This is a genomic window from Streptomyces sp. NPDC059861, from assembly GCF_042731435.1.
GTDB lineage: Bacteria > Actinomycetota > Actinomycetes > Streptomycetales > Streptomycetaceae > Streptomyces.
The window spans coordinates 112,773-120,541 of record NZ_JBHWJQ010000023.1 but is presented as its reverse complement, the minus strand read 5'-3'; the positions used below and the strand labels follow the sequence as shown (position 1 = coordinate 120,541).

General features: G+C 70.5%; 7 protein-coding genes. 4 read left to right on the top strand and 3 right to left on the bottom strand.

Annotated elements, in window-relative coordinates:
• Positions 1-48 precede the first annotated feature (48 nt).
• Both ACFV6X_RS21405 and ACFV6X_RS21400 read right to left on the bottom strand, forming a co-directional pair.
• Positions 49-720, bottom strand: coding sequence for a response regulator transcription factor (locus tag ACFV6X_RS21405; RefSeq protein ID WP_365448423.1), 672 nt, complete (start codon positions 718-720; stop codon positions 49-51).
• Between the two features lie 14 nt (positions 721-734).
• The gene (locus tag ACFV6X_RS21400; protein ID WP_385385719.1) at positions 735-1,787 is read right to left on the bottom strand and encodes a RecB family exonuclease; all 1,053 of its coding nucleotides are present in this window, start codon (positions 1,785-1,787) and stop codon (positions 735-737) included.
• A 175-nt stretch (positions 1,788-1,962) separates the two neighbouring features.
• Between ACFV6X_RS21400 and ACFV6X_RS21395 the strand changes: the two genes are divergently transcribed.
• From ACFV6X_RS21395 to ACFV6X_RS21385, 3 genes are all read left to right on the top strand, one after another.
• Positions 1,963-3,534, top strand: coding sequence for a site-2 protease family protein (locus ACFV6X_RS21395; protein WP_385385718.1), 1,572 nt, complete (start codon positions 1,963-1,965; stop codon positions 3,532-3,534).
• Between the two features lie 38 nt (positions 3,535-3,572).
• Positions 3,573-4,475 (top strand): tRNA (adenine-N1)-methyltransferase, encoded by a 903-nt coding sequence (locus ACFV6X_RS21390; RefSeq protein WP_365448417.1) that lies wholly within the window; start codon positions 3,573-3,575, stop codon positions 4,473-4,475.
• Between the two features lie 203 nt (positions 4,476-4,678).
• Positions 4,679-5,248, top strand: a complete 570-nt coding sequence (locus ACFV6X_RS21385; protein ID WP_385385716.1) for a hypothetical protein — start codon at positions 4,679-4,681, stop codon at positions 5,246-5,248.
• A gap of 58 nt (positions 5,249-5,306) precedes the next feature.
• Here the strand turns inward: ACFV6X_RS21385 and ACFV6X_RS21380 are convergent, their stop codons facing one another.
• Positions 5,307-5,612, bottom strand: a complete 306-nt coding sequence (locus ACFV6X_RS21380) for a ferredoxin (RefSeq protein WP_385385714.1) — start codon at positions 5,610-5,612, stop codon at positions 5,307-5,309.
• A gap of 244 nt (positions 5,613-5,856) precedes the next feature.
• Between ACFV6X_RS21380 and arc the strand changes: the two genes are divergently transcribed.
• On the top strand, positions 5,857-7,623 hold the full coding sequence (arc, locus tag ACFV6X_RS21375) for a proteasome ATPase (RefSeq protein WP_365448411.1): 1,767 nt from the start codon (positions 5,857-5,859) through the stop codon (positions 7,621-7,623).
• Positions 7,624-7,769 lie beyond the last annotated feature (146 nt).

The following is a 7,769-nucleotide window of genomic DNA, read 5'->3' as shown; positions in this document are numbered from 1 at the left end:
CGCTTCCTCCGGGAAGCGGGCGCCCTCGGCGTCGTGTCGGCGGTCCGGTCACTGCGCGCCGGGGCGCACCAGACCGCTCTCGTACGCGTACACCGCGGCCTGCACCCGGTCGCGCAGCCCGAGCTTGGTGAGGACATGGCCCACGTGCGTCTTGACCGTGGTTTCGCTGACGAACAGGTCGGCGGCGATCTCGGCGTTCGACAGGCCGCGCGCGACCAGCTTCAGCACCTCCACCTCGCGCTCGGTGAGTGTGCCGAGGGCGTCCGGCACCGGCTCCTCGCCGGACGGGAGATGCGTGGCGTACTTGTCGAGCAGCCGGCGCGTGATGCTCGGGGCGAGCATCGCCTCGCCGTTCGCGACGACCCGGATCGCCTGCACCAGCTCGTTGGCTGGGGCGTCCTTGAGCAGGAAGCCGCTGGCGCCGGCCTTGAGGGCCTCCACCACGTACTCGTCGAGGTCGAAGGTGGTCAGCACCAGCACCTTGGCCGGGCCGTCCCGGCCGGGGCCGGTGATCTGCCGGGTCGCCTCCACGCCGTCCATCCGCGGCATGCGGATGTCCATGAGCACCACGTCGGGCTGCAGCGCCCGCACCTGGTCGAGTGCCTGGAGGCCGTCTCCGGCCTCGCCGACGACCGCGATGTCCTGTTCGGCCTCCAGGATCATCCGGAAGCCCGTACGCAGCAGCGGCTGGTCGTCGACCAGTAGGACGCGGATGGCCACGTAAGTCTCCTTCGCTAGTCCGGCCCCATTCTGCCCTGCTCCACCGCGGCCGAGTCCGGCGCCCTCGTCGGGGCGGGCAGGACGCCGCCGGCCGGGCGCACCGGCAGGGGGTAGGGCGGGGGAGTGCCGCCGAACTCCGGGCAGTTGGCCTGGTGGTCGCACCAGCCGCACAGCTTGGTCGGGCGGGGCCGCCAGTCGCCGGTCTCGGTGGCCTGGCGGATCGCCTCCCACAGCGCCAGCAGCTTGCGCTCGACCCGCTCCAGGTCGGCGCGGACCGGGTCGTACGTCAGTACGTCACCGCTGCCGAGATAGACGAGCTGGAGCCGGCGCGGGATCACCTTCTTCAGCCGCCAGACGACCAGCGCGTAGAACTTCATCTGGAACAAGGCACCTTCGGCGTACTCGGGCCGGGGTGCCTTGCCCGTCTTGTAGTCGACGATCCGGACCTCGCCGGTCGGCGCCACGTCGACCCGGTCGATGATCCCGCGCAGCCGCAGCCCCGAGTCCAGCTCCGTCTCCACGAACAGCTCCCGCTCGGCCGGCTCCAGCCGCGTCGGATCCTCCAGAGTGAACCAGCGCTCGACGAGCTGTTCCGCCTCCGTCAGCCAGCCGGCCAGCCGGTCACCCTCCGGATCGTCGGCGAACAGCTCCTCCACCTCCGGCCTGGCCTCACGCAGCCGCTGCCACTGGCCGGGGACGAGCGACTTCGCGCGTGGCGGGGTGCGCTCCGCCGCGGGGGCGTCGAAGAGGCGCTCCAGGACCGAGTGGACCAGGGTGCCCCGGGTCGCCGCCGCGCTGGGCTTCTCGGGCAGCCGGTCGATCACCCGGAACCGGTACAGGAGCGGGCACTGCATGAAGTCGCCGGCACGCGAGGGGGAGAGCGAGGTGGGCGCTATGGCGACGGGCCCGGTGACCTCGGTCGTGGCGGCGGCCTCGGTCTCCGCCGTCACCGCCGCCGTCGCGCTTCGGGTCGTAGGCTCGACCGTGACGGACGGATGCCCTTCCGTCGCCTCGGCCCTCCCGCCGCTTGGGGGCTGCTGCGCCGCGCCCTCGGTGCTGGTGTCCATGCCCACAGACCATACGGCCCGCCACTGACAGTGACCCAGCCGTCAGTCCTGACGGGGCGACGACGGGGAGAACAGAGGGGGTGCCGGGGCGGAACGCGCCCCAACGGACGCATACCATCGACCCGAGACCCTTCCGCCCGGCAGGGGCGGGAGACGCTTCGAACGAGGGGACACCGTGGACGAGAGCGGCGGGAGCGGGCAGCCGCGGCCGGACACCGACGAGTCGCACCGGCACCAGCCAGACCGTACGGCCCCGGCCACGGAATCCACACGCCCGGACCCCACACGCCCGGACTCAACGCCCCCGGACCCGCCCGCGCCCGACCTGCCGTCGCCCGAGCCGGCCGGCACCGAGCCGGACCCCGCCGGCGCGTCCCCGGAGGCCCGCGGCGGCGACGATCAGCCGAACGGGCCGGGCGGGCCGGACGACACCAGCCGACCGCCCGCCCACCCCGCCCACCCCGGCGAACGGGGTGTCAACGACCAGCCGGGCGGCGACCGTCACGACCACCCCGACGCCTCCGACCCCCACCTGGCCCACCGCACCCTCGCCCACTCCGCCCCCGGCAAAGGGGCCGCCCCCCAGCGCACCCCGGGGCCGCGTGGCGGGCTGCTGATGGGACGCCCCTTCGGGGTGCCGGTGTACGTGGCGCCCAGCTGGTTCCTGGTGGCCGCCCTGATCACCTGGGTGTTCGGCGGGCAGCTGGAGCGCGTGCTGCCCGAGCTGGGCGCCGCCCGCTATCTGGTCTCCCTCTTCTTCGCCGTCGCCTTCTACGCCTCCGTGCTCGTGCACGAGCTGGCCCACACCGTGGCGGCCCTGCGCTACAAGCTGCCGGTGCGCCGTATCCAGCTCCAGTTCTTCGGCGGGGTCTCCGAGATCGAGAAGGAGGCCGAGACACCGGGCCGGGAGTTCGTCCTCGCGTTCGTCGGTCCGCTGCTCTCCCTCGTGCTGGCCGGCCTGTTCTACCTCGCCCTGCAGCCGGTCGAGCCCGGCACGGTCCCCGGCGTGCTGCTGGCCGGCCTGATGATCTCCAACCTCATCGTGGCCGCCTTCAACCTCCTGCCCGGCCTCCCCCTCGACGGCGGCCGTATGCTCCGCGCCGTCGTCTGGAAGATCACCGGCAGGCCGATGAGCGGCACCGTCGCCGCCGCCTGGGTCGGCCGCGCCCTGGCCGTCTCCGTCCTGATCGGGCTCCCGCTGCTCACCCAGTCCGGCGCGCTCGGCCGCGACGCCGTGGACAACGTCGGCATGGACACCGTCATGGACGCCCTGCTGGCCGCCATCCTCGCCGCGATCATCTGGACCGGCGCCGGCAACAGCCTGCGCGTCGCCCGGCTGCGCGAGCACCTCCCCGAACTGCGCGCCCGCGCGCTCACCCGGCGCGCGGTGCCGGTCGAGAGCGACACCCCCCTCTCGGAGGCCCTGCGGCGTGCCAACGCCGCCGGCGCCCGCGCATTGGTCGTCGTCGACGCCGACGGCAACCCGGTCTCGCTGGTCCGCGAGGCCGCGATCGTCGGCGTACCCGAACACCGCCGCCCATGGGTCGCGGTGAGCGGCCTCGCCCAGGACATCGCCGACGGCATGCGGGTCTCCGCCGAGCTGGCCGGCGAGGACCTTCTGGAGGTGCTCCGGGCCACCCCCGCGACCGAGTACCTGGTGGTCGAGGACACCGGGGAGATCTACGGCGTGCTGTCCGCCGCGGACGTCGAGCGGGCCTTCGTCAAGGCCATGGCCAGGCCATCGTAGTGGTCGGCGGCCCCCGTAATCGCCGGTAGGCTGTTCACATGTCCGAACCGACCGGTGCCGCCCGCAGGCGCGGGCCCTTCAAGGTCGGGGACCAGGTTCAGCTGACCGACCCCAAGGGCCGCCACTACACGTTCACGCTCGAGGCCGGGAAGAACTTCCACACCCACAAGGGTTCCTTCCCGCACGACGAACTGATCGGCGCTCCCGAGGGCAGCGTTGTCCGCACCACCGGAAACGTCGCCTACCTCGCGCTGCGCCCCCTGCTCCCCGACTACGTCCTGTCCATGCCCCGTGGGGCAGCCGTCGTCTACCCCAAGGACGCGGGGCAGATCCTGTCCTTCGCCGACATCTTCCCCGGCGCGCGCGTCGTGGAGGCCGGCGTCGGTTCGGGGTCGCTCAGCAGCTTCCTGCTGCGGGCCATCGGCGACCAGGGCATGCTGCACAGCTACGAGCGCCGCGAGGACTTCGCCGAGATCGCCCAGGCCAACGTGGAGCGCTACTTCGGCGGCCCGCACCCGGCCTGGCAGCTCACCGTCGGCGACCTCCAGGACAACCTGTCGGACACCGACGTCGACCGCGTCATCCTCGACATGCTCGCCCCGTGGGAGTGCCTGGAGGCCGTCTCCAAGGCGCTCGTGCCCGGCGGCATCCTGTGCTGCTACGTCGCGACCACCACCCAGCTCGCCCGGACCGTCGAGTCCATCCGCGAGATCGGCTGCTTCAACGAGCCGACCTCCTGGGAGACGATGATCCGCAACTGGCACGTCGAGGGCCTCGCCGTCCGCCCGGACCACCGGATGATCGGCCACACGGGGTTCCTCCTCACCGCCCGCCGCCTCGCCGACGGCGTCGAGCCGCCCATGCGCCGCCGCCGCCCCGCCAAGGGTGCCTACGGCGAGGACTACTCCGGCCCCAACGCCGACGGAGGCATGGGCCGCTGAGGCGGCCCCGTGCCGCGTACAACGTGACGGCGCCGTGGCCGAGTTCCCGCAGACCGCAGGGAACGCGGCCACGGCGCCGTCACGTTGACGTACCGGCAGACCCCCACCTCACAAGGGCCGACCCCCGCCGTTCCCCAACACTGTGACGTGTGGCACCATGCTGGCCACCCCCACCGGCACAGCCCTCACAGGAGACACTCCTAGTGCAGCAACCCGCCGTTCCGGAACTGGCTCACACGCACACCCGGCCGATCCACTGGGTCGCCACCGCGACCGCCGTCGCCGGTGTCGTCGCCCTGTCGTCCCTGCTGCCGCCGGATTCGGCGACCGCCGCCCAGGCGCCGGGCCGCCCGGCCCTGCCGGCCGCCGCGCCGCCCGCCACCGACGGCGTCGCCTTCCCCCTCGAATGCGGGCCCGTGAAGGCCGTGGTGGAGAGGAAGGCGTCCGGGGACCTCGACGGGGACGGGCGGCCGGAAACCGTCGCCGTGGTGCACTGCGACGCGGGCATAAGCACACCCCCCGACGGCGTGTACGTCCTCACCCAGGGCGACGGCGCGACCCGCCCCCGTGTGGTGGCCACGCTCGTCGACCCCAAGGACCGGTCCACCGTCCGCGACTTCGCCGTCCGGGACGGAGTCGTCCTCGCGACGCTGCTCGGCTACTCCTCCCCGGACGTCCCGACCTGCTGTCCGGACGTGGAGGAGGACGCGAAGTGGCAGTGGGGGAACGGTGCGTTCGTCCGCTCGTCACCCGCCGACGCCCGGAGCGTCTGACGCCCGCAACCCGCCTGTGTGAGAAATCAGACAGTCATGACGGGACGTAAGGATCCGGTCACTCTGCGTCCGGGCCGTAGATCTCCACCCTGTCCGAAATCCGTCGCACATGGATGCAGTCGCCCGGACACTCCTTCGCCGAGTCGATCACATCCGTGAGGAGCGGCAGCGGTACGGGCGTTGTGGCTCCCTGGGCCTGCAACAGCTCGTCGTCCGTGCCCTTCACGTAGGCCAGACCGTCGATGTCCAGCTCGAACACCTCGGGGGCGTACTGGGCGCAGATGCCGTCGCCGGTACAGAGATCCTGATCGATCCAGACCTCGAGTGCCTCGCCGTCGACTCCGGCCTCCTGCTGCACGGTCACCTCTCCTGCCTTTTGCCCGCCCGGCCGTACGGGAATCCGGCCAGCTCTGACGGGTGTTGAACGCTTCGACCCTACCTTCGCTCGCTTTCGTATCCCGTTCGCTGGGTATTCCCCTGGCGTGAGGGAGAGCGCAAGGGTGAAGATCGGACACACCCCGACAGTCTTTGTGATCTAGGGGTTTCAATCGACACCCACCCAGGTAGGGTCTGGAAGCGTCCAGCTCCCCTTGGAGGAGGTGAGGACCGTGGCAGCCCACGACGACGACATGAACCGCGGCATCCGCCCGGGACGCGGGTCCGACGACCCGGCCGGGCAGATTGCCTACCTTGAGCAGGAGATCGCCGTCCTGCGACGCAAGCTCGCCGACTCTCCGCGGCACACGAGGATTCTCGAAGAGCGGATCGTCGAGCTGCAGACCAACCTGGCCGGCGTGTCCGCTCAGAACGAGCGACTCGCCAACACGCTCCGTGAGGCACGCGACCAGATCGTGGCCCTCAAGGAAGAGGTCGACCGGCTCGCCCAGCCGCCGGCCGGCTTCGGTGTCTTCCTGCAGGCGAACGAGGACGACACCGCCGACATCTTCACGGGGGGCCGCAAGCTCCGCGTGAACGTCAGCCCCAGCGTCGAACTCGAGGACCTGCGGCGCGGCCAGGAAGTAATGCTCAACGAGGCGCTCAACGTGGTCGAGGCCATGAAGTACGAGCGCGTCGGGGACATCGTCACCCTCAAGGAGATCCTGGAGGACGGCGAGCGCGCCCTGGTGCTCGGGCACACCGACGAGGAACGGGTGGTACGGCTCGCCGAGCCGCTGCTGGACGTCAACATCCGACCCGGCGACGCCCTGCTGCTCGAACCGCGCTCCGGCTACGTCTACGAGATCGTTCCCAAGAGCGAGGTCGAGGAGCTCGTCCTCGAAGAGGTCCCCGACATCGGCTACGAGCAGATCGGCGGCCTCGGCGGCCAGATCGAGGCCATCCGCGACGCGGTCGAGCTGCCGTACCTCTACCCGGACCTGTTCAAGGAGCACGAACTGCGCCCGCCCAAGGGCGTGCTGCTCTACGGGCCGCCCGGATGCGGCAAGACGCTCATCGCCAAGGCCGTCGCCAACTCGCTGGCCAAGAAGGTCGCCGAGGTCACCGGCCAGGCCGCCGGCAAGAGCTTCTTCCTCAACATCAAGGGCCCCGAGCTGCTGAACAAGTACGTCGGTGAGACGGAGCGGCAGATCCGCCTCGTCTTCCAGCGGGCCCGGGAGAAGGCCAGCGAGGGCACCCCCGTCATCGTCTTCTTCGACGAGATGGAGTCCCTCTTCCGCACCCGCGGCTCCGGTGTCAGCTCGGACGTGGAGAACACCATCGTCCCGCAGCTGCTCGCCGAGATCGACGGTGTGGAGGGCCTGCAGAACGTGGTCGTGATCGGTGCCTCCAACCGTGAGGACATGATCGACCCCGCGATCCTGCGCCCCGGCCGGCTCGACGTGAAGATCAAGATCGAGCGTCCGGACGCCGAGGCGGCCAAGGACATCTTCGGCAAGTACCTCACCGAGCGCCTTCCGCTGCACGCCGACGACGTGACCGAGCACGGCGACGACAAGTCCATGACGGTCCAGAGCATGATCCAGACCGCTGTGGAACACATGTACGCCGAGTCCGAGGAAAACCGCTTCCTCGAGGTGACGTACGCCAACGGTGACAAGGAAGTCCTGTACTTCAAGGACTTCAATTCCGGCGCCATGATCGAGAACATCGTCGGCCGCGCCAAGAAGATGGCGATCAAGGACTTCCTGGAGCACAACCAGAAGGGCCTGCGCGTCTCCCACCTCCTCCAGGCCTGCGTGGACGAGTTCAAGGAGAACGAGGACCTGCCCAACACCACCAACCCGGACGACTGGGCCCGCATCTCCGGAAAGAAGGGCGAACGGATCGTGTACATCCGTACGCTCATCACCGGAAAGCAGGGCGCGGACACCGGACGCTCCATCGACACGGTGGCGAACACGGGTCAGTACCTGTAAAAGGCAGGGCGGCTGCGGGTGCCCTCAGCGGGTACCCGCAGCCGACTGTTTTTCGGGCCACGGCTGGAGCACAGCAATGACGCAAATGATCTCCCCACCAGCGCAAAGGCGTTCTAGGCTCTTCCGTACCGCCGGATCGCGCAGTG

What these genes read in the sequence shown, in the direction of transcription:
- ACFV6X_RS21400 (WP_385385719.1), bottom strand. Translation starts at nt 1,787, where the DNA reads ATGGACACCAGCACCGAGGGCGCGGCGCAGCAGCCCCCAAGCGGCGGG.
- ACFV6X_RS21390 (WP_365448417.1), top strand. Translation starts at nt 3,573, where the DNA reads ATGTCCGAACCGACCGGTGCCGCCCGCAGGCGCGGGCCCTTCAAGGTC.